The sequence below is a fragment of the Streptococcus sp. Marseille-P7376 genome, assembly GCF_902460385.1.
GTDB lineage: Bacteria > Bacillota > Bacilli > Lactobacillales > Streptococcaceae > Streptococcus > Streptococcus sinensis.
Window position 1 is genome coordinate 53,308 of record NZ_CABPTS010000009.1, and the last position, 19,665, is coordinate 72,972.

A 19,665-nucleotide genomic window follows, 5' to 3' on the forward strand; every position below is an offset into this window, starting at 1 on the left:
ATGACAAGTCTACTTATCGCGGGTTATAAGCCTTTTGAAATTGGCATTGTGACCGAGAAAGACATGCGCATTAAGATTATCAAAGAGGGTGTCAGGCGGGATTTGCTGCGCTTACTCGATGAGGGGGTGGATTGGCTCATTTTTATGGGGAATCTGGGATTTGAATCATGGGTGTTGGATGTTGCCAAGGAATTAAAAACAGAGTACAGTTTTCAGATAGCAACTATTTTTCTATTTGAAAATCAAGGAGAAAACTGGAATGAAGCTAATCAGGCGAAACTTGCGGCTTTTAAGCAAGTAGATTTTGTTAAATATGCTTACCCTAGCTACCAAAATCCCAGTCAGTTTCGAGAATACAATCAATTTCTTATCCAAAATACAGACGGAGCTTATCTATTTTACGATGAAGAAAATGAGACAAACCTCAACTATCTTTACCAAGAGATGAAAAATCAGGAACAGTATTTTATCAAAAAATTAACATTTGATGACTTAAACGAGGTAGCAGAAAATTTTTTAGGAAAATAAGGGCTAAATCTTGATTTTTATAGTGGATTTTGTTTATAATTGAATATGATGAACTAGATTGGAGAGAGAAGATGGCAAGTATTATTTTTACAGCAAAAGATATTTTTGATCAAGATTTTAAGCGCGAAGTGCGTGGCTACAGCAAGGCAGAAGTAGATGAATTTTTGGATGATGTTATCAAAGATTATGAAACTTACGCTGCTTTGGTGCAAGAACTGCGTGAAGAAAATCGTCGTTTGAAAGAAGAATTGGCGAATAAGCCTGAAGAAACGGCTCCAGCAAAGCCGGTTCAACCAACAGTAGAAATGCCACAAATGACATCGGCAACCAACTTTGATATTTTGAAGCGCTTGAACCGTCTGGAAAAGGAAGTTTTTGGCAAGCAAATTGTAGAGCGTGAATTGTAATTGGTCTAATAACTGTGCAATTTTTGGATAATCGCGTGAAAATTTGATATTTTCATGAGGAAAGTCCATGCTAGCACCGGCTGTGATGCTGGTAGTGTTTGTGCTAGGCGAAACAATAAGCCTAGGGACGGATTTTTCCGTTACGGCGACTGAAAAGGCTAAGTCTTTGGATAGGTCTGATTAGGTCTGAAAGTGCCACAGTGACGTAGTTCTTCTGGAAACAGAAGAAGTGGAACGCGGTAAACCCCTCAAGCTAGCAACCCAAACTTTGGTCGGGGCACGGAATGCGTGGAAACGAACATAGCATTCTGACTGGAAACAGTAGACAGATGATTATCGAAGGAGATGGTACCTAGTCATTTCTGGAACAAAACATGGCTTATAGAAAATTGCACATAGGTTAGCTAGCGTATGCTAGCTTTTTGATTAAGATATAAAGCCCCTTAGACAGAAGATTGCTGCAAGGGATGAAATAGGAAAGCAAGGTTTTTTTAAAGAGAATAGCCAAGTAAGGACATTCTGATTCCGAGCTGAGACCAATTTTTCAATGGCTTGGCCAAGCGGATCTTGATAGAGTAAGAAAGAATGAAAGAAAATTTTAATTTAATTGCTACTGCGGCAGCAGGTCTGGAAGCAGTGGTCGGCCGTGAGATTCGGGATTTGGGTATAGATTGTCAGGTTGAAAACGGTCGCGTCCGCTTTAGAGGCGATGTCAAAACTATTATTCAAACCAATCTCTGGCTGCGCTCGGCAGATCGGATAAAGATTATTGTGGAGACATTTCCAGCCAAAACATTTGAAGAGCTTTTTCAAGGCGTCTTTGCTTTGGACTGGGAAAATTATCTACCCTTAGGTGCGAAATTTCCCATTTCTAAAGCCAAATGTGTCAAATCAAAACTGCATAATGAGCCCAGCGTTCAAGCCATTTCAAAAAAAGCAGTTGTGAAAAAATTGCAAAAGCATTATGCTCGTCCAGAAGGTGTTCCCTTGCAGGAAAATGGAGCAGAGTTTAAGATTGAAGTTTCCATTTTAAAAGACCTTGTTACGATCATGATTGATACAAGTGGTTCTAGCTTGTTCAAGCGTGGTTATCGGACTGAGAAGGGCGGAGCGCCAATCAAGGAAAATATGGCAGCCGCGATTTTACTTTTGTCAAACTGGTATCCAGATAAACCCTTGATTGACCCGACTTGCGGATCAGGAACCTTCTGTATCGAAGCGGCTATGATTGGGATGAAGATGGCACCAGGTCTACACCGTTCTTTTGCTTTTGAGGACTGGAATTGGGTAGATCGGGACTTGGTTCGCCAGCTTCGGGCAGAAGCCCTGGCTCAGATTGACCAAGATATCCAATTGGATATTTCGGGCTCTGATTTGGATGCCCGTCTGGTAGAGATTGCCAAGAAAAATGCTGAAGAAGCCGGCGTTGCTGACCAGATTCACTTTAAGCAAATGCGGCTACAAGACCTTCATACGGACAAGATCAATGGTGTCATTATCTCTAATCCGCCTTATGGCGAGCGTTTATTGGACGATGATGCTGTGACCAAGCTCTATCAGGAAATGGGGGAAACTTTTACCCCATTGAAGACCTGGAGTAAATTTATCTTGACGAGCGACGAGGCCTTCGAAGCCAAATATGGCGGTCAGGCAGATAAAAAACGAAAACTCTACAACGGTACTTTAAAAGTTGATTTATATCAATATTTTGGAGAGCGTGTCAAACGTCAAATTCTTGATTAGGAAGGAATGCAGATAATGAATGAAAAAGATTTAGAATCTTCGCAAGAGTCGATCTTGGATTTTGAAGAAGCCAAGGATTTGACAGTTGGTCAAGTCAAACGTAAAAATGAGGAAGTCGAAGCTGGAGTAACAGACGAAGATAGTATTTTAGATAAATACATCAAACAGCACCGAGAAGAAATAGAAGCAGGGAAGTTTGATACTCAGAACTTTGAAGAAACTCCAGAAGAGTCGCACCCGCTTTATGTTGCTGTTGATTTAGATCATTTTGCCAAAGAAACATATGAGGATGGGGGAAGTGAAGAACTGGAAACTGCGTCAGACCATTCTGCAGATTTGTATGAAACACAGTTGGCAGAAGAGGAAGAACTCGCTCCTAACAAATCAGCTTTAGAAATCGATGATTTACCAGTTGAGACTTTTGTTGAGCCTTCCGATGATTCGCTTCAAGAGGTAGATGAAGAAGACTTTGAAAGCCTTGAAGTTCCTTTTTACAAGAAGAAGATAGTTTTATATTCTGTACTTGCGCTTTTTGTGGTTACGGCCATTGGAACCTCTCTCTATTTTACCTTGGGAAGAAATAGTAGCAATAGAACAGCAGGGAGTTCCAGCGTTTCAACCACTCAATCAAGTAAAAAGTCAGTTTCATCAAGTTCAAAGAAAGAAGCTTCTTTGAAAGAATTTAATGATTTGTACGCTTCATTCTTTACAGATAGCAGCCAAACAGCAGTGAAAAACAGCAAATTTGGAGAGTTAGAAAGTTTGAAAGCCAAGCTTGAGGCTCTAAAAGGTACTAGCGACTACGACGCAGCTAAAACCAAATACGATGCTCTGGTCAAACAAATTTCAGCTATCCAAAGTGTAAATTCACAATTTGACGGCGGTGCCATTACAGACGGTGTCCTCAATACAGAAGCCAAGGCAAATGCTGATGCTAATTTCTCTGATGTATCAAGCGGAAATGCAAAATTGGATGAAGTCCTGAAAGCAGCCGTTGCTCAAGGACGCAGTCAAATAGTACCGGCACCAGCTCCTGGCACAGACCAGGGAGGAAGCCCTGCAACAGCTGGAGGTGCTTCAGGCTCAGGCACTGTCTCCAACTCCTATACTGGCTTCGGCCTCCCAAGTGATGGGGTAAACCTCCAGCGTCATCTCAGCCGAGTTCCTTACAATCAAGCGGCTATCGATGATGTCAATAATCCAGCTTGGGTTTTTAATCCTGGAGTTTTAGAGAAAATTTTGCAAACATCACGTGAACGTGGATATATCACAGGGGATCAATTCATCCTTGAAAAAGTTAATATTATCAAGGGCAATGGTTATTATAACCTCTTCAAGCCAGATGGAACTTATCTTTTCAGTATCAACTGTAAGACGGGTTATTTTGTAGGAAACGGCCCAGGTTATGCGGAGGATTTAGATTATTAAATCAATGTACTTCAGCAGATTGTCTAGCAACCCTTAAGCTTGCTAGACGATGCATCAAAATAAAAAATGCAGAAATTCCATTTCGGACGATTTCTGCATTTTTTTGTTTAGATAACATGGCGCTCAAAGGCATTATCAGAAATTCCTTGGCTGAGAATGAGTTTTGCCCATTCTTTGGCTGAAAAGAGGCTGTGATCCTTATAATTTCCACAGGATTCGATGGTAGTGCCAGGGACATCTGCCCAAGTAGTTGTCTGGGCGATTTCTTCCAGGCAGGACTTGATGACTTGAGCAATCTCGGTCGCTGTGTGCTGTCCCCACATAATCATATGAAAGCCTGTGCGGCAGCCAAAAGGTGAACAGTCAATCATACCATCAATCCGTTTGCGAATGAGCATGGCCAGCAGGTGTTCGATCGTATGCAGACCGGCGGTCGGAATGGAATCCTCATTTGGTTGAACCAGACGAATATCAAAGTTAGAAATAATATCTCCTTTTGGTCCAGTTTCTTCACCAATCAGACGGACATATGGCGCTTTAACAATGGTATGATCCAGCTCAAAGCTTTCAACAATAACTTCTTTAGACATAAGTTCTCCTTTACGATAATAGATGAGTGCGAAGCAGAGTCAATCATAAGCTTTCGTATCATATTTAAAAATCTTCCCCTTGATTATAGCATAAAAAAAGTTTACATTTAAAATAAAAAATTTTATATATTAAATTCTTTTATTTAGCGCCTTTTTAGCGAATAATAGATAGAAACAGGCCTGTTTTTTAGAAAAATAGGTTTGTGAATTTTCAGCATTTATGATAGAATAGTATGGAATTTTGAATTCAATAATTAAATAGATTTGGAGTGAAAACATGGGCTTAAATATTATAGCTGTTTTTGTTTTTGCTGCCATCATTGGTTTAGTGATTGGATACGTAGGGATCTCGGTTAAGATGAGAACATCTAAAGATGCCGCAGAACTTACTCTTTTAAATGCTGAACAAGAAGCAACCAATTTACGCGGACAAGCCGAACGTGAAGCTGATTTGATTGTCAAAGAAGCCAAACGTGAAACTAGTTCGCTTAAAAAAGAAGCACTTTTGGAGGCAAAAGAAGAAGCCAGAAAATATCGTGAAGAGGTTGATGCAGAATTTAAGTCTGAGCGTCAAGAATTAAAACAAATTGAAAGCCGCTTGACAGAGCGTGCAAGTAATCTTGACCGCAAAGACGATAATTTAACCAACAAGGAAAAGACTTTGGAGCATAAAGAACAAAGTCTCTCTGATAAAGCTAAACACATTGATGCGCGTGAAGCACAAGTAGCTGAGCTAGAGCAGCAAAAGGAAGCTGAGCTTGAGCGGGTAGCGTCCCTTACTCAAACGGAAGCGCGTGACATTATCTTAGCGCAGACCGAGGATAAACTCTCTAAAGAGATTGCGACTCGTATTCGGGAAGCGGAGCAGGATATTAAAGAGCGCTCTGACAAGGTGGCCAAGGATATCTTGGTGCAAGCTATGCAGCGAATTGCTGGTGACTATGTGGCTGAGCAGACCAACTCAACGGTTCATCTGCCTGATGATAGCATGAAGGGGCGGATTATTGGTCGCGAGGGGCGCAATATTCGTACTTTTGAAAGCTTGACCGGTATTGATGTCATCATCGATGACACACCCGAAGTAGTCACTCTTTCAGGCTTTGATCCTGTTCGTCGTGAAATTGCTCGCATGACGATGGAAGCCCTCTTGAAGGACGGACGTATTCATCCGGCCCGCATTGAGGAGCTGGTTGAAAAGAATCGGATAGAAATTGATAATCGTATCCGAGAGTATGGTGAAGCAGCCGCTTACGAAATCGGGGCACCAAACCTGCATCCTGATTTGATGAAAATTATGGGACGTTTGCAGTTCCGTACCTCTTATGGACAGAATGTTCTTCGTCACTCGATTGAGGTAGCCAAGCTCTCTGGAATTATTGCTGGGGAACTGGGTGAAAATGCGAATCTTGCCCGTCGTGCTGGTTTCCTTCATGACATTGGGAAAGCCATTGACCGTGAGGTGGAAGGCAGTCACGTAGAAATCGGGACAGAATTGGCTCGTAAGTACAAAGAGCATCCAATCGTTGTTAATACGATTGCCAGCCACCACGGAGATGTGGAGCCTGAGAGCGTGATTGCAGTTATCGTTGCGGCAGCAGATGCCCTTAGCGCAGCTCGTCCGGGTGCTCGCAGTGAGTCACTTGAGAGCTATATTAAACGTCTACAGGATTTGGAAGAAATTGCTAACGGCTTTGAGGGCGTAAAAAATAGCTTTGCTTTACAAGCAGGCCGCGAAATTCGAATCATGGTCAATCCAGAACGGATCAAAGATGATAAGATTACGATTTTAGCACATGATGTTCGTGAAAAAATCGAAAATAATCTGGAATATCCAGGTAATATCAAAGTCACAGTCATTCGCGAAATGCGTGCAGTTGATTACGCAAAATAAGAAGGAAAGCAAGTTGGCAGCAGCTTGCTTTTTCTCTCTTGTGAAGTGCTTACTTCTCCTACGAGGTTTCGGATTAGCCTGCTAACTTTTTGATGAGAACACTATAGAAATAGAGACATCCTCTTGAAATATAAGCATAATTCTGTTACACTAGATAGAAAGATTATGAAGGAGATATGATGACGGAACGAGGCTTACTAATCGTCTTTTCAGGCCCCTCAGGTGTAGGTAAGGGAACAGTCAGACGAGAGATTTTTGAAAGCACTGATAATCAGTTTCAATATTCTGTATCCATGACAACCCGTCCACAACGTCCTGGTGAGGTAGATGGGGTTGACTATTTCTTTCGCACTCGTGAAGAGTTTGAGGAGCTGATTCGTCAGGGACAGATGCTGGAATATGCTGAGTATGTTGGAAATTATTATGGAACTCCACTCACTTATGTAAATGAGACCTTGGATAAGGGTGTGGATGTTTTCCTAGAGATTGAAGTTCAAGGTGCTCTCCAGGTTAAGAAAAAAGTCCCGGATGCTGTCTTCATTTTTCTGACTCCGCCAGATTTAGAAGAATTAAAAGACCGTTTGGTTGGTCGCGGGACAGATAGCGCAGAAGTTATTGCTCAGCGGATTGAGAAAGCAAAAGAAGAAATTGCCTTGATGCGTGAGTATGACTATGCCATTGTCAACGACCAAGTACCTTTGGCAGCTGAACGCGTAAAACGTGTGATCGAAGCGGAGCATTTTCGTGTGGATCGAGTTATCGGCCGCTACCAAGAGATGCTTCCAAAAGATGAAGTACTTATACGATAATTATGTTAGAAATTAGGTAGAAAATTATGATGTTAAAACCGTCTATTGACACCCTGTTGGACAAGGTGCCATCAAAATATTCTTTGGTTATTTTGGAAGCCAAGCGTGCTCATGAATTAGAAGCTGGTGCTAAACCAACTCAGGAATTCAAATCAGAGAAATCAACATTGCGTGCTCTGGAAGAAATTGAATCTGGTAATGTCGTGATTCACCCAGACCCAGAAGGAAAACGTGAAGCAGTTCGCCGACGTGCAGAAGAGGAACGACTGCGCAAAGAAGAAGAAGAACGCAAAATCAAAGAACAAATTGCCAAAGAAAAAGAAGAGGGTGAGAAGATTTAAGGTTGGGGCTACTCAATCTTATTTTTTTCTATGAATATGGCATTTAGGGAAAGCGGGGTGAGAGTGTGAAAGTTGCGAAGATTATTGTCGATGTTCCTCTGATGCAGACGGACAAACCCTATAGCTATGCGATTCCAGAGGAGTTTTCTGGAATGCTAGAAGCTGGAATGCGGGTGCATGTGCCTTTTGGTAAGGGCGGTCGTTTGATTCAAGGGCTGATTGTTGGCTTGGCGGATGAGGAAGCTGAAGATCTGGCTGGACATATTGGAGAATTGAAAAATATTGCAGAAGTTCTCGACTTTAGACCGGTTCTCAATGCGGAGCAGCTCTGGCTAGCTGACCAGCTGCGCCAATCTGTCTTTTCCTATAAAATTTCCATCCTGAAGGCTATGTTACCTAGTCTTCTCAATTCCAGTTATGACAAGTTGCTTTATCCAACGAATCACCTATCGGCTGATGAACGGCAGGCTATTTTCGGTCAAACAGCTAGTCTTCGTTTTTCTGATTTGGATAAGAAAAGTCAGTCCAAGCTCATGCGACTGACCCAGGCTGGTAAGATTCGCTTGGAATACCAAGCAACCGACCGTAAGCATATTAAGATAGAAACTTGGTATCAGGTGGACAGAGAGCAATTGGCACAGTTCTTGCCTTCTGCCCGAGCGAAAAAGCAGCAGGAACTTCAGGCATTTCTGCTGGAAAATCCGCAATCAGGTCGCCTCAAAGACTTACGCAAGCTCTTTTCGCCTGCAGTGGTCAACATTTTCTTAGAAAAGAAGCTTCTTCACACAGAGGAGAGAGAGGTCAGCCGATCTGCTGCGCATTTCCAAAAGGAGCGACAGGATAAAAAGCTGGTTCTAAATGAGGAACAGGCAGTCGCGGTCACTGCGATTTGTGAAAAAATCGGTAAAGAAAACACTCAACCTGTTTTGCTAGAAGGAGTGACGGGGAGTGGCAAGACCGAGGTTTATCTCAAGGTCATTGAGGAGGCTCTAATCCAAGGCAAAACGGCAATCATGCTGGTGCCGGAAATTTCCCTGACTCCTCAGGTGACTGACCGTTTTATCTCGCGCTTTGGTGACAAGGTGGCTATTTTGCATTCTGGTCTATCTGACGGTGAGAAGTACGATGAGTGGCGCAAGGTGGAGCGGGGAGAGGCTCAGGTCGTTGTCGGTGCGCGTTCGGCCATCTTCGCTCCGTTGACAAATATCGGAGCCATCATCATTGACGAGGAACATGAGTCCTCCTACAAGCAGGATTCCAATCCTCGCTACCATGCCAGAGAAGTGGCTCTTCTGCGAGCTCAGTACAATCAAGCTGTCTTGGTGTTGGGTTCGGCGACTCCGAGTTTGGAAAGCAGGGCCAGAGCTAGTCGTGGCGTCTATGACTTTTTACAGCTGACCAGGCGGGCTAACCCACTGGCGCAGATTCCTCAGGTTCAAGTGGTGGATTTTCGAGATTACATTGGGCAAAATGAAGCTAGTAATTTTACTCCTGTTCTCTTAGAAGCTATTCAGGATCGTCTGGAGAAAGGTGAACAGACGGTTCTTATGCTCAATAGGCGAGGCTATTCCAGCTTTGTCATGTGTCGAGAATGCGGTACGGTGGATACCTGTCCCAACTGTGATATCTCTCTGACCCTGCATATGGATACCAAGACCATGAACTGCCATTACTGTGGTTTTACCAAGGACATTCCGCAAGCCTGTCCTAATTGTGCCAGTCGCAGTATCCGCTACTATGGTACGGGAACGCAGAAGGCCTATGATGAATTGACCACCCTCTTTCCAGAAGCTCGCATTCTGCGGATGGATGTGGATACGACCCGTAAAAAGGGGAGTCACGAAGAAATCCTAGAGGCCTTTGGTCAAGGGCAGGCAGATATTCTGCTGGGAACTCAGATGATTGCCAAGGGACTGGATTTTCCTAATGTGACCTTGGTCGGTGTTCTCAATGCGGATACGGCTCTGAATCTGCCAGATTTTCGCTCTTCTGAACGGACCTTCCAGCTACTGACTCAGGTAGCAGGTCGGGCAGGTCGGGCTGAAAAAGCAGGACAAGTCTTTATCCAGTCTTACAATCCTCATCACTATGCCATTGACTTTGCCAGAAAGCAGGACTATGAAGGCTTCTACGCTTATGAAATGGGAATTCGACGGCAGTTGGGCTATCCACCTTATTACTATACAGTAGGGCTGACCCTATCCCACAAGGATGAGGAAACGGTAGTCAAGAAATCTTATCAGGTTATGGATATTTTACGGAGTGGCCTGTCGGACAAGGTGCAAATTTTGGGTCCCACACCCAAGCCTATTGCCCGCACCCACAATCTCTATCACTATCAGATTTTACTTAAGTATCGCTTTGAGGATGACCTACAAACTACGCTCAATCGGGTCTTGGAACTAACGCAGCAAGCGGAAAACAAGGACCTGCGGCTCAGTATTGATAACGAGCCCCAGAATTTTATCTGATGGCAAAAGTGAGCGAGAGCTGTCAGCTTTGCTCGCTTTTTTGGTATAATAGAAAGAAAAACAGTCGTAGGCGACAGTGGTCTGCGACAGATTTGAGGAAACGACAGTGAAATTAATCTTTATGGGGACACCTGACTTTTCAGCAACGGTCTTAAAAGGCCTGCTGGAAAGCGAACAATATGAAATTTTAGCGGTGGTCACTCAGCCTGACCGAGCAGTGGGCCGCAAAAAGGAGATTCGCATGACACCGGTCAAGGAAGTGGCTTTAGCTAACGGCTTGCTGGTTTACCAACCAGAAAAGTTGGCTAAAAGCGCGGACTTGGAAGAAATTATGAACTTGGGAGCTGATGGTATCGTGACAGCAGCCTTTGGCCAGTTTCTGCCTAGCCGTTTGCTGGATAGCGTTAACTTCGCAGTGAATGTCCATGCGTCTCTCTTGCCCAAATACCGTGGCGGAGCGCCAATTCATTATGCTTTGATAAATGGTGATGAAGAAGCTGGTGTAACTATTATGGAGATGGTCAAAGAGATGGATGCTGGTGATATGATTGCCAGTCGAGCGATAGCCATTGAAGAGTCTGATAATGTCGGAACTCTCTTTGAAAAACTAGCTATGATTGGTCGCGACCTTCTTTTAGAAGTCTTACCAGCCTATGTAGCGGGAGAGATTCAAGCCCAGCCTCAAGAACCAGAACTGGTGACTTTTTCACCAAATATCAGCCCAGATCAAGAGCGGATTGATTGGACAAAGACCAGTCGCCAGATTTTCAATCAGGTTCGGGGCATGAATCCTTGGCCGGTGGCCCATACCCTGCTAGCTGGTCAGCGCTTCAAGATTTACGAAGTTAGCCAAGCGGAAGGCAGTGGTCGTCCGGGTGAAATCCTGACGATCAGCAAAAAAGAATTAGTCGTCGCAGCGGGTCAGGGAGCCCTTTCACTAAAAACGGTGCAGCCATTCGGCAAGCCCAAGATGGACATCAAGGACTTCCTCAACGGTCTGGGCCGAAGCTTAGTGGTAGGTGATGAATTTGGAGAGTAAGCAAAAAAGAGCCCGAGAGCTTGCTCTGGAAATTCTGGAAGAAGTCTTTGAAGAGGGTGCTTATTCCAATATTGCTCTCAACAAGGCTCTGAAACAGAGTGCTCTCAGTTCAGCTGATAAAAGCTTGGTGACGGAGCTGGTCTATGGAACGGTCGCTCGCAAAATTAGTCTGGAATGGCAGCTGGCTCATTGGGTGGAGGACAGAGATAAACTAGATAACTGGCTCTATATCCTGCTTGAGCTCAGCCTTTATCAGATGCTCTATCTGGATAAAATCCCCCAGCATGCTGTCGTTAATGAAGCTGTTGAGATTGCAAAAGGCCGCAAGCGTGGCAGTGAAAAATATGTCAATGCCATCCTACGGAAGATCGAGCGGGAAGGCGCAGCTGATCCGACCACTATTAACCGCAAGAATAAGCGCTACTCAGTCCAGTATTCTCTGCCGGTCTGGCTGGTTAAGGTCTTGATTGACGAATACGGGGAAGAACGCGCGGAGGCTATTTTTGAAAGTCTCTTTGAACGCAACAAGGCCAGCATTCGAGTGACGGATTTGGCTCGAAAGGAAGAAATTAAAGCAGTTTTAGGTGCGGAAGATTCGCTCTTGGCTCCTTCAGCCTTGGTCAAGAAGCAAGGGCATTTTGCTGAGCATCAGCTCTTTGAAAGCGGAGCGATTACGATTCAGGATGAGTCTAGCCAGCTTGTCGCTCCGACTCTAGCCATCGAAGGAGAGGAGCAGATTTTGGATGCTTGCAGTGCGCCGGGTGGCAAGGCTGTTCACATGGCTTCCTATCTGACGACTGGTCAGATTACAGCCTTGGATCTCTACGACCATAAGCTGGACTTGATTCGTCAAAATGCAGATCGTCTAGGCTTAGCAGATAAAATTACAACTCAAAAGCTGGATGCGACCAAGGTATTTGAGACTTTTGGACCAGATGCTTTTGACAAGATTTTGGTGGATGCTCCTTGCTCTGGAATCGGCTTGATTCGTCGTAAACCAGACATTAAGTACAATAAAGAAAATGCAGATTTTCAGAGCCTGCAAAAAATTCAGCTGGATATATTAGACAGCGTTTGTCAAAGTCTACGTAAAGGTGGTATAATAACTTATAGTACTTGCACGATTGTGTCTGCAGAGAATTTTGAAGTAGTCAAGCAATTTTTAGAAAGACATCCAAACTTTGAGCAAGTTAGATTAGAACATGAAAGAGAAGATATCGTAAAAGACGGCTGTATCTTGATTACACCAGAATTATATGGCAGTGATGGATTTTTTATCAGTCAATTTAGGAAGATATCTTAACTGGAGGAGGAAACTGACAGTATGGAAATTTCATTATTAACAGATGTTGGTCAAAAGCGAACAAATAATCAGGATTATGCCAATCATTTTGTAAATCGTGCTGGCAAGACCATGATCATCTTGGCCGATGGTATGGGCGGCCACAGAGCTGGCAATATTGCCAGTGAAATGGCGGTAACAGACTTAGGTGCCGCATGGGTTAATACCCAGATTGACTCGGTGAACCAAGTCCGTGAATGGTTTGCAGAGCACTTGGAAGAAGAAAATCGGCGCATTCACCAATTTGGTCAGGATGAAGAGTATAAGGGCATGGGGACAACTCTGGAAGCCTTAGCTATCATTGGTAATCAAGCCATCTATGCCCACATTGGTGATTCACGGATTGGCCTGATTCGTGGTGAGGAATACAGCCAGTTAACTAGCGACCATTCCCTTGTTAATGCTCTTCTAAAAGCCGGACAGATTACACAAGAAGAGGCAGAACGCCACCCGCAGAAGAATATTATCACCCAGTCAATTGGTCAAAAAGATGAGGTGCAGCCCGATTATGGTATGGTAACCTTGGAAGATGGTGATTATATACTGCTAAACAGTGATGGACTGACAAACATGATTTCAGGAAGTGAGATCTATGACATCGTGACCAGTGACATCAGTCTGTCTGAGAAAACTCAAACATTGATTCGCTTTGCCAACAATGCTGGAGGATTGGATAATATCACAGTCGCTCTGGTTCGTTTTGACAAGGAGGATGAGGCATGATTCAAATCGGCAAGATTTTTGCCGGGCGATATAAAATCATCAAGCAAATTGGTCGAGGAGGCATGGCAGATGTCTATCTGGCCAAGGATTTGATTTTGGATGGTGAGGAAGTTGCAGTAAAGGTTCTCAGGACCAATTACCAGACAGATCCTATTGCCGTAGCGCGCTTCCAGCGGGAAGCCAAGGCGATGGCTGACTTGGACCATCCGCACATCGTTCGGATTACTGATATTGGAGAAGAAGATGGCCAGCAGTATCTGGCCATGGAATATGTAGCAGGACTTGACCTCAAGCGCTATATCAAAGAAAATTCTCCGATTTCAAACGAAGAAGCGGTTAGAATCATGGGACAAATTCTTTTGGCTATGCGCCTTGCGCATACGCGGGGGATTGTTCACCGTGACCTGAAACCACAAAATGTCCTCTTAACTCCAGATGGTAATGCCAAGGTGACAGACTTTGGGATCGCTGTGGCCTTTGCTGAGACAAGTCTGACCCAGACTAACTCTATGCTGGGCTCGGTCCACTATCTTTCGCCAGAACAGGCTCGTGGTTCAAAGGCAACAATTCAAAGCGATATCTATGCAATGGGGATTATTTTCTATGAGATGCTGACAGGGCATATCCCTTACGATGGAGATAGCGCTGTAACGATTGCTCTCCAGCATTTTCAAAAGCCATTGCCATCGATCATTGCAGAAAATCCCAATGTTCCTCAAGCCTTGGAAAATGTGGTTATCAAGGCAACAGCTAAAAAATTAACGGATCGTTATCAGTCTGTTGCTGAAATGTATGTTGATTTGTCGAGCAGTTTGTCTTATGAGCGACGGAATGAAAAAAAACTTGTTTTTGATGATGTTGCTAAAGCAGATACCAAGACCTTACCAAAAATTTCGCCAATTCCTCAGCCGACTGTTTCACCGACAAAAACCTCCATTCCAAAGACTGAGCCAACAGAAGTGAGGAAACCTGATGAAACTCCAGCTCCTGTAAAAAAGAAAGCACAGAAACACCATTTAAGAACCCGATATAAAGTCCTGCTCTTGGCGGTTTTCTTGGTTTTAGCTGCATTTGCAGTTCTGATTTATAACAGTCCTTCGAATACCACCGTTCCAGATGTGGCAGGTCAAACTGTGGCAGAAGCTCGGGCGACTATTGAAGCTAAAGATTTAGTAGTCGGAGAAGAAAAAGAAGAAAACAGTGATTCGGTTGCTTCCGGTCATGTCATTAAGACGGATCCTCAGGCAGGAAGTCAGCGGCGGGAAGGTAGCAAAATAAACCTCATTATTTCTAAAGGCCCCAAGAACCTTATCATGGCGGATTATACAGGTCAAAAATATTCAGCAGCAGTTGAAGATTTGAAGAATAAAAAGGTTTCCGAAAAATTAATAAAAATTGAAGAAGTGGAATCAGAAGATTATGATCCAGGAGTTGTTATCAGTCAGACACCAGCAGCTGGGGCAACGTACGATTTATCTTCAAATGCTCAAATTACCCTGAGAGTTGCAAAAGAGACTAGCACTGTAGAAATGCCAAATTTTGGCAGTCTTCAGTACACTTATGCCAATGCTCGTTCTTACTTAATCGAGATGGGAATTCCGTCTTCGAACATTGAGCGGGTTATTGATCGCTCGGTGGCTTCTAGTCAAGCCGATTTAGTGACCTCGCAGACACCAGCAGCCGGACAAAGTGTTAGTCTAAAATCAACAAAAATCACTCTCTATGTGACAGATGGTACTACTGCAAGCTCGTCAACGAGTTCATCAGAATCGTCATCTAGTTCTCATAGTCAATCAGATGATGATGCACAATCCAGCTCTACTTCATCGTCGAGCAGCAGCTCTAGTCGTTAATAGTTTTCATACATCACTTATGACCATTTTTCTTTGGACATAAGTGATTTATTTTTTTATTTCGTGCCTCAGACGGAGGTTTTTCTTTTTATTTTTGTTAGAATAGAGAGGTACAGAAAGGAAAAGGCTATGTGGAAAGTTCAATTATTCATCTTTGTTGAAACAATCTTATTGTCTATGGCTCTTATCACGATGTTGGCAGCAGATTTTTCGCGTGTTGTTATCATTATGGTCCTTTTTCTCCTGCTTTTATATTATTATTTTGGTAAACAAAAAGGGAATTTTTTATTAGTGGCATCAATGATTATGCTGTTTTTCATTATCATGCTCAATCCTTATGTGATTGCAGCCCTTTTGTTTGCAGTTATTTATGGTTTGATGGTAGCTTACCCATATATTTACAAGGAAAATCAGGAAAGCTATCTGGTTTTTGAAGAAGATGTCGAAATTCAAAGGGATAAAAATCGTTGGCTGGGAGATTTGCAACATTTTTCAAAAGATAATTGTCAGTTTCATGATATTAATCTTTTGCGGTTGATTGGAAAAGATACTGTCCATTTAGAAGATGTTATTTTAGCAAATCATGATAATGTGGTGATTATTCGTAAGGCCTTTGGAGATACCCGAATCATTGTGCCGCTTGACGTGGAAATCCAGCTTCAAATGAATACATTGTACGGGGATTTAAACTTTCTGAATCATCCATCTCGCAAGTTGCGCAATGAAACGATTTCCCTGACAACGCCAGATTATAAGCGAGCGAGTAAAACTGTAAAAATTGTGTTGGTCAGCTTTTTAGGAAATGTGGAGGTTGTCAGAAAGTGAAAAAAACAAGTTACTTGGTCATTTTTCTCTATACCTTCTTTGTTCTAGGGATCATCTTTCATTACATTTTTAATATTTTTAATTTTGAATGGCAAAAGCTCCTAAACAATCTAGAACTTCTGCAGTCTTTTATGTTTTTTGTTGTAGTTCTAGGTCTATCTCTGACTGTTTTATTGATTGCTGCAGCAAAGTTTCTTCAGTTTCTATCCGTTTCTCAGGTTCAAAAAAATGTCAAATACATTTTAGAGGGCAAAGCTTTAGAAGCGACCGGTCAGGTAGAGCTGGACTATTCTTTACTTCAATTGGAAGAAAAAGTGCATACTCTAACTGAGAATTTGCAGAAGTCTGAGAATCAGTCTTTGCAGGCGGAGGAGAAAATTGTTGAGAAGGAGCGCAGGCGGATTGCGCGTGATTTGCATGACACGGTTAGTCAGGAGCTGTTTGCAGCCAATATGATTCTCTCAGGAGTTGCCGGAAATGTGGAGCGGCTTGAAAAAGAAAATCTCCAAGAGCAGCTAAAGGGAATCGCTGACATTCTGGATACAGCACAAAAAGATTTGCGGATTTTACTCTTGCATTTACGGCCGACAGAGTTGGAAAATCGGACTTTAGTAGAGGGCATGGATGTTTTAATTAAGGAATTAAGAGATAAGTCGGATCTGACTGTCCAGTTTAAACACGAGGTTGCCAGTCTCCCCAAGCAGATTGAGGAGCATATTTTCAGGATTATCCAGGAAATGATCAACAATACCCTGCGTCATGCTCAGGCTAATCGTTTGGACATCTATCTTTATCAGACGCGAAATGGATTAAAACTCAAGGTTTCTGATGATGGAATCGGCTTTGAACCAGCTACTTTGGATGAACTGAGTTATGGTTTGAAAAATATTGAGGATCGAGTGCATGATATGGCTGGCAGTCTAAAAATTTTGACAGCTCCGAAAAAAGGATTCTCTATCGAAATCTGTGTTCCGTTATTAGAAGGGGGAAAAGATGAAAATATTACTAGTGGATGACCATCAAATGGTCAGATTGGGTTTAAAAAGCTTTTTAGAATTACAGGAAGATGTTGAAGGAGTAGCAGAAGCCACCAATGGCAGAGAAGGAGTCGAAGCAGCCTTGGCAAGCCGGCCCGATGTAATTATAATGGACATTGTAATGCCAGAGATGAGCGGTATTGATGCCACCTTGGCTATCTTGAAAGAATGGCCAGAGGCAAAGATTTTGATTTTGACGTCTTATCTGGACAATGAAAAAATCTATCCAGTGTTGGATGCTGGTGCTCGTGGCTATATGCTGAAGACCTCCAGTGCTGAGGAAATTCTCCACGCAGTCAGAAAGGTTGCAAAAGGTGAATTTGCCATTGAAACAGAAGTCAGTAAGAAGGTTGAATACCATCGAAATCATATAGAGCTTTATGAGGATTTGACAGCGCGGGAGCGGGATATTTTGGGGCTTTTAGCCAAGGGCTATGAAAATCAGCGGATTGCTGATGAGCTCTTTATTTCCTTGAAAACAGTCAAGACGCATGTGTCCAATATTTTATCCAAGCTGGAAGTGAGCGATCGAACCCAGGCAGTCGTCTACGCTTTTCAGCATCACCTTGTTCCGCAAGACGATTTTTAATGATATAATAGAAAAGATTAGATTGAAAGAGGAAAATATGGACGCAAAATTAAAATATAAGGCAAAAAAAATTAAGATTGTTTTCTTTGATATCGACGACACCTTGCGAGTAAAGAATACAGGCTTCATCCCAGAGTCAATCAAAGTTGTGTTTCAGCAGCTGAGAGAAAAAGGTATTCTGACAGGAATTGCTTCTGGACGTGGCATTTTTGGAGTCGTTCCAGAAATTCGTGCCTTGGATCCTGATTTTTTTGTCACCTTGAATGGGGCTTACGTTGAAAATCGAAGAGGGGAAGTTATTGCTAAAACGGTCATTCCACAAGAGTGTGTGGAATCCTACATTGCATGGACCAAGGAAGCGGGGATTGATTACGGTTTGGTAGGTAGTCATGAAGCGGCTTTATCCGTCCGCAATCCGATGATTTCGTCCGCAATTGATATCATATATCCAGATCTGGCTGTCAATCCTGATTTTTACAAAGATCGTGAAATCTACCAAATGTGGACCTTTGAAAATGTAGGAGACAGTTTACAGTTGCCAGAGGATCTAGCCTCAGCTCTGCGCTTGGTTCGCTGGCATGAGCATTCATCGGATGTTGTTCCGACAGAAGGTTCAAAGGCAGCTGGTGTTACTAAGGTGGCGGAGCATCTAGACTTAAAACCTGAGAATGTCTTGGTTTTTGGCGATGAGCTTAATGATTTAGAATTGTTTGACTATGCAGGTATCAGCATTGCTATGGGGATTTCCCATAAAGAACTGCAGAAAAAGGCAGATTTCATCACAAAAACAGTAGAAGAAGATGGTATTTTTTATGCTTTGGAGGAGTTAGGAATGGTAGAAAAAGAGTTGAATTTCCCACAGGTCAATCCTGAAGCGGTTGAAGGACCGGTTGCAAAAATCAAGACTAATCATGGGGATTTGAAGATCAAACTGTTTCCAGAGCAAGCGCCGAAAACAGTTGCCAACTTTATCGCCTTATCTAAGGATGGCTACTATGACGGAGTGATTTTCCACCGAATTATCAAAGATTTTATGATTCAGGGTGGCGATCCGACTGGTACTGGGATGGGTGGCGAGTCAATTTACGGCGAGCGCTTTGAAGACGAGTTTTCACCAGAGCTTTATAATATCCGTGGAGCCCTGTCAATGGCAAATGCTGGACCAAATACCAATGGCAGTCAGTTCTTTATTGTTCAAAACAGCAGTCTTCCTTATTCAACCAAGGAATTGACTCGGGGAGGATGGCCGGAGCCAATTGCTGAAATTTATGCTAGCAAGGGCGGGACACCGCATTTGGACCGTCGACATACTGTATTTGGGCAGTTAGTAGATGAGGCTTCTTATGAAGTTTTGGACAAAATCGCAGCAGTTGAGACAGCTTCAATGGATAAACCGCTTGAGGATGTTGTTATTGAGACGATTGAGGTTATAGACGAATGAAAATCGGAGATAAGTTAAAGGGCAAAATTACAGGGATTCAGCCCTACGGTGCCTTTGTTGAACTAGAAAGCGGTCTGATTGGCCTCATTCATATTTCTGAGATTCGGACGGGCTATATTGATAATATTCACGATATTTTAAAAATCGGGGATCAGGTTCTCGTGCAGGTGGTGGATTATGACGAGTTTTCTGGCAAGGCCAGTCTGTCTATGCGGACCTTAGAGGAAGAAAAACATCGCTTACCGAGACGGCATCGCTTTTCAAATGATCGTTGTAAAATTGGTTTTGCGCCCTTAGGCAAGCAAATGCCAATCTGGATTAAGGAAGCCAAGGATTTTCTAAAAGAACAAAAAGATTAGAAAAAAGAGTCTGAGACAAAATAGTTCTCAGTCACAAAAAAGCTAGAGATTCCCAATTATGGAACTCTAGCTTTTTAAATTTGAACCGTTCTCTTATTGTATTTAAGGAGATTATTGGCCAGGAGCACTAAACCCATGTCAATTTTCACCTGACGCTTGCCTCTTAGGTTACATCTCTTGTAACCCAAATAAGCCTTTATCTGCCCAAAGACAGGTTCCACATCAATCTTACGTTGATCGAAAATCTGT

The 19,665-nt window shown here is 43.0% G+C and carries 19 protein-coding genes and 1 other RNA gene; 18 read left to right on the forward strand and 2 right to left on the reverse strand.

Annotated features, from left to right (window positions below; genetic code table 11):
* The 5 genes from FZ952_RS06170 to FZ952_RS06190 all read left to right on the forward strand — a co-directional run bounded on the left by FZ952_RS06170 (position 1) and on the right by FZ952_RS06190 (position 4,106).
* Positions 1–528 carry a DUF1273 domain-containing protein gene (locus tag FZ952_RS06170; RefSeq protein WP_148881009.1) on the forward strand — a complete coding sequence of 176 codons (528 nt, stop codon included), beginning with the start codon at positions 1–3 and terminating at the stop codon, positions 526–528.
* Positions 529–599: 71 nt separating this feature from the next.
* Positions 600–935, forward strand: a complete 336-nt coding sequence (gpsB, locus tag FZ952_RS06175) for a cell division regulator GpsB (RefSeq protein WP_148881010.1) — start codon at positions 600–602, stop codon at positions 933–935.
* A gap of 19 nt (positions 936–954) precedes the next feature.
* Positions 955–1,322: RNase P RNA component class B (gene rnpB, locus FZ952_RS06180), an RNA gene on the forward strand.
* 198 nt (positions 1,323–1,520) lie between these two features.
* Positions 1,521–2,678: a class I SAM-dependent RNA methyltransferase gene (locus FZ952_RS06185; RefSeq protein WP_148881011.1), complete on the forward strand. Its 1,158-nt coding sequence runs from the start codon at positions 1,521–1,523 to the stop codon at positions 2,676–2,678.
* 15 nt (positions 2,679–2,693) lie between these two features.
* Entirely contained in the window at positions 2,694–4,106 is a 1,413-nt protein-coding gene (locus FZ952_RS06190) for a cell division site-positioning protein MapZ family protein (protein ID WP_410468289.1), read from the forward strand.
* A 107-nt stretch (positions 4,107–4,213) separates the two neighbouring features.
* On the opposite strand, the gene FZ952_RS06195 is transcribed toward FZ952_RS06190, so the two are convergent.
* Positions 4,214–4,696, reverse strand: a complete 483-nt coding sequence (locus FZ952_RS06195; protein WP_148881013.1) for an S-ribosylhomocysteine lyase — start codon at positions 4,694–4,696, stop codon at positions 4,214–4,216.
* A 277-nt stretch (positions 4,697–4,973) separates the two neighbouring features.
* Between FZ952_RS06195 and FZ952_RS06205 the strand changes: the two genes are divergently transcribed.
* From FZ952_RS06205 to FZ952_RS06265, 13 genes are all read left to right on the forward strand, one after another.
* Entirely contained in the window at positions 4,974–6,587 is a 1,614-nt protein-coding gene (locus FZ952_RS06205) for a ribonuclease Y (RefSeq protein ID WP_037617685.1), read from the forward strand.
* A 176-nt stretch (positions 6,588–6,763) separates the two neighbouring features.
* The gene (gmk, locus tag FZ952_RS06210) at positions 6,764–7,396 is read left to right on the forward strand and encodes a guanylate kinase (RefSeq protein ID WP_187423879.1); all 633 of its coding nucleotides are present in this window, start codon (positions 6,764–6,766) and stop codon (positions 7,394–7,396) included.
* Between the two features lie 26 nt (positions 7,397–7,422).
* Positions 7,423–7,737 (forward strand): DNA-directed RNA polymerase subunit omega, encoded by a 315-nt coding sequence (gene rpoZ, locus FZ952_RS06215; RefSeq protein WP_037617682.1) that lies wholly within the window; start codon positions 7,423–7,425, stop codon positions 7,735–7,737.
* Positions 7,738–7,802: 65 nt separating this feature from the next.
* Entirely contained in the window at positions 7,803–10,208 is a 2,406-nt protein-coding gene (locus FZ952_RS06220; protein WP_148881015.1) for a primosomal protein N', read from the forward strand.
* Positions 10,209–10,329: 121 nt separating this feature from the next.
* Positions 10,330–11,247 carry a methionyl-tRNA formyltransferase gene (gene fmt, locus FZ952_RS06225; RefSeq protein WP_148881025.1) on the forward strand — a complete coding sequence of 306 codons (918 nt, stop codon included), beginning with the start codon at positions 10,330–10,332 and terminating at the stop codon, positions 11,245–11,247.
* On the forward strand, positions 11,237–12,550 hold the full coding sequence (gene rsmB, locus FZ952_RS06230; RefSeq protein ID WP_187423880.1) for a 16S rRNA (cytosine(967)-C(5))-methyltransferase RsmB: 1,314 nt from the start codon (positions 11,237–11,239) through the stop codon (positions 12,548–12,550). The genes fmt and rsmB overlap by 11 nt, the downstream gene beginning before the upstream one ends.
* 21 nt (positions 12,551–12,571) lie before the next feature.
* Complete coding sequence (locus FZ952_RS06235; protein ID WP_148881017.1) at positions 12,572–13,312, forward strand: Stp1/IreP family PP2C-type Ser/Thr phosphatase; 741 nt, start codon at positions 12,572–12,574, stop codon at positions 13,310–13,312.
* Positions 13,309–15,165 carry a Stk1 family PASTA domain-containing Ser/Thr kinase gene (pknB, locus tag FZ952_RS06240; RefSeq protein WP_148881018.1) on the forward strand — a complete coding sequence of 619 codons (1,857 nt, stop codon included), beginning with the start codon at positions 13,309–13,311 and terminating at the stop codon, positions 15,163–15,165. Before FZ952_RS06235 ends, pknB begins: the two co-directional genes overlap by 4 nt.
* Before the next feature lie 129 nt (positions 15,166–15,294).
* On the forward strand, positions 15,295–15,990 hold the full coding sequence (gene liaF, locus FZ952_RS06245) for a cell wall-active antibiotics response protein LiaF (RefSeq protein ID WP_148881019.1): 696 nt from the start codon (positions 15,295–15,297) through the stop codon (positions 15,988–15,990).
* Entirely contained in the window at positions 15,987–17,006 is a 1,020-nt protein-coding gene (locus tag FZ952_RS06250; protein ID WP_148881020.1) for a sensor histidine kinase, read from the forward strand. The genes liaF and FZ952_RS06250 overlap by 4 nt, the downstream gene beginning before the upstream one ends.
* Positions 16,984–17,616: a response regulator transcription factor gene (locus FZ952_RS06255; RefSeq protein WP_148881021.1), complete on the forward strand. Its 633-nt coding sequence runs from the start codon at positions 16,984–16,986 to the stop codon at positions 17,614–17,616. Before FZ952_RS06250 ends, FZ952_RS06255 begins: the two co-directional genes overlap by 23 nt.
* 37 nt (positions 17,617–17,653) lie before the next feature.
* On the forward strand, positions 17,654–19,057 hold the full coding sequence (locus FZ952_RS06260; protein WP_148881022.1) for a bifunctional Cof-type HAD-IIB family hydrolase/peptidylprolyl isomerase: 1,404 nt from the start codon (positions 17,654–17,656) through the stop codon (positions 19,055–19,057).
* A complete protein-coding gene (locus tag FZ952_RS06265; RefSeq protein ID WP_062201820.1) occupies positions 19,054–19,416 on the forward strand; it encodes a S1 RNA-binding domain-containing protein in 363 nt (120 codons plus the stop codon). Before FZ952_RS06260 ends, FZ952_RS06265 begins: the two co-directional genes overlap by 4 nt.
* Before the next feature lie 74 nt (positions 19,417–19,490).
* On the opposite strand, the gene FZ952_RS06270 is transcribed toward FZ952_RS06265, so the two are convergent.
* Positions 19,491–19,661: a transposase gene (locus FZ952_RS06270; protein WP_410468290.1), complete on the reverse strand. Its 171-nt coding sequence runs from the start codon at positions 19,659–19,661 to the stop codon at positions 19,491–19,493.
* Between the last annotated feature and the right edge of the window lie 4 nt (positions 19,662–19,665).

Coding starts and splice junctions, on each gene's coding strand:
- FZ952_RS06170 (WP_148881009.1), top strand. CDS start 1: ATGACAAGTCTACTTATCGCGGGTTATAAGCCTTTTGAAATTGGCATT.
- gpsB (WP_148881010.1), top strand. CDS start 600: ATGGCAAGTATTATTTTTACAGCAAAAGATATTTTTGATCAAGATTTT.
- FZ952_RS06185 (WP_148881011.1), top strand. CDS start 1,521: ATGAAAGAAAATTTTAATTTAATTGCTACTGCGGCAGCAGGTCTGGAA.
- FZ952_RS06190 (WP_410468289.1), top strand. CDS start 2,694: ATGAATGAAAAAGATTTAGAATCTTCGCAAGAGTCGATCTTGGATTTT.
- FZ952_RS06195 (WP_148881013.1), bottom strand. CDS start 4,696: ATGTCTAAAGAAGTTATTGTTGAAAGCTTTGAGCTGGATCATACCATT.
- FZ952_RS06205 (WP_037617685.1), top strand. CDS start 4,974: ATGGGCTTAAATATTATAGCTGTTTTTGTTTTTGCTGCCATCATTGGT.
- gmk (WP_187423879.1), top strand. CDS start 6,764: ATGATGACGGAACGAGGCTTACTAATCGTCTTTTCAGGCCCCTCAGGT.
- rpoZ (WP_037617682.1), top strand. CDS start 7,423: ATGATGTTAAAACCGTCTATTGACACCCTGTTGGACAAGGTGCCATCA.
- fmt (WP_148881025.1), top strand. CDS start 10,330: ATGGGGACACCTGACTTTTCAGCAACGGTCTTAAAAGGCCTGCTGGAA.
- FZ952_RS06235 (WP_148881017.1), top strand. CDS start 12,572: ATGGAAATTTCATTATTAACAGATGTTGGTCAAAAGCGAACAAATAAT.
- pknB (WP_148881018.1), top strand. CDS start 13,309: ATGATTCAAATCGGCAAGATTTTTGCCGGGCGATATAAAATCATCAAG.
- liaF (WP_148881019.1), top strand. CDS start 15,295: ATGTGGAAAGTTCAATTATTCATCTTTGTTGAAACAATCTTATTGTCT.
- FZ952_RS06255 (WP_148881021.1), top strand. CDS start 16,984: ATGAAAATATTACTAGTGGATGACCATCAAATGGTCAGATTGGGTTTA.
- FZ952_RS06260 (WP_148881022.1), top strand. CDS start 17,654: ATGGACGCAAAATTAAAATATAAGGCAAAAAAAATTAAGATTGTTTTC.
- FZ952_RS06265 (WP_062201820.1), top strand. CDS start 19,054: ATGAAAATCGGAGATAAGTTAAAGGGCAAAATTACAGGGATTCAGCCC.